The 912-nt window shown below is 68.1% G+C and carries 1 protein-coding gene; it reads left to right on the top strand.

Annotated elements, in window-relative coordinates; translation table 11 throughout:
• Nucleotides 1–87 precede the first annotated feature (87 nt).
• Nucleotides 88–912, top strand: an 825-nt coding sequence (locus UK23_RS44445; protein ID WP_231114967.1) for an acyltransferase domain-containing protein, incomplete at its 3' end; no start/stop codon positions are given.

Below are 912 nucleotides of genomic sequence, written 5' to 3' on the forward strand. Positions count from 1 at the left end.
GGGATGGGGGGTGGATCCCCCCAGGGGGCCGGCCAATCGGGATCGATTCCGTCAGCCGGAGCGGTGCCGGGCGAGGGTGCGGTGCCAGTGCCAGTGCCAGTGCCAGTGCCAGTGCCGCTCGTGGTGTCGGCGCGGTCTGAGGCCGCGCTGGACGGGCAGGTCGAGCGCATCACGCGGGCCAGCGGAGCGGCCAAGGACATCGCGTACTCGTTGCTGAGTGCGCGGACGTTGTTCGATCACCGGGCCGTGGTGCTCGACGGCGAGGTTGTGGCACGTGGCTCGGTCAAGCGCAGGCCGGTTGCCTTCCTGTTCAGCGGGCAAGGGGCGCAGCGGGTGGGGATGGGACGTGAGTTGTACGAGGCGTTCCCGGTCTTTGCCGAGGCGCTCGACAACGTCCTGCAGTACCTGGATCCGGCGCTCAAAGAGGTCATGTGGGGTGAGGACCAGGAGGCGCTGAACCAGACCGGGATGGCGCAGCCCGCGCTGTTCGCGGTTGAGGTGGCGCTGTACCGGCTGGTCGAGTCCTTCGGGGTCAGGCCGGACCACGTCGCCGGGCACTCGATCGGCGAGGTTGCGGCGGCGCACGTTGCCGGAACCCTCAGCCTTGAGGACGCTTGCCAGCTGATCACCGCGCGGGCCGCGTTGATGCAGATGTTGCCCGCCGGTGGAGCGATGGTGTCGGTGATCGCCTCGGAGGAGGAGGTGACGCCGTACCTGACGGGGAACGTGTCGATCGCGGCTGTCAACGGGCCGCGGACCGTGGTGCTCGCAGGCGAGGAGGACGAGGTCCTCAAGATCGCTAAGCAGTGGAAGTACAAGCAGCTCAAGGTGTCGCACGCGTTCCACTCGCCGTTGATGGAGCCGATGCTGGAGGACTTCCGGGAGGCGATCGCGGAGATCACCTTCAGCGAG

The sequence above is a fragment of the Lentzea aerocolonigenes genome, assembly GCF_000955955.1.
Taxonomy (GTDB): domain Bacteria; phylum Actinomycetota; class Actinomycetes; order Mycobacteriales; family Pseudonocardiaceae; genus Lentzea; species Lentzea aerocolonigenes_A.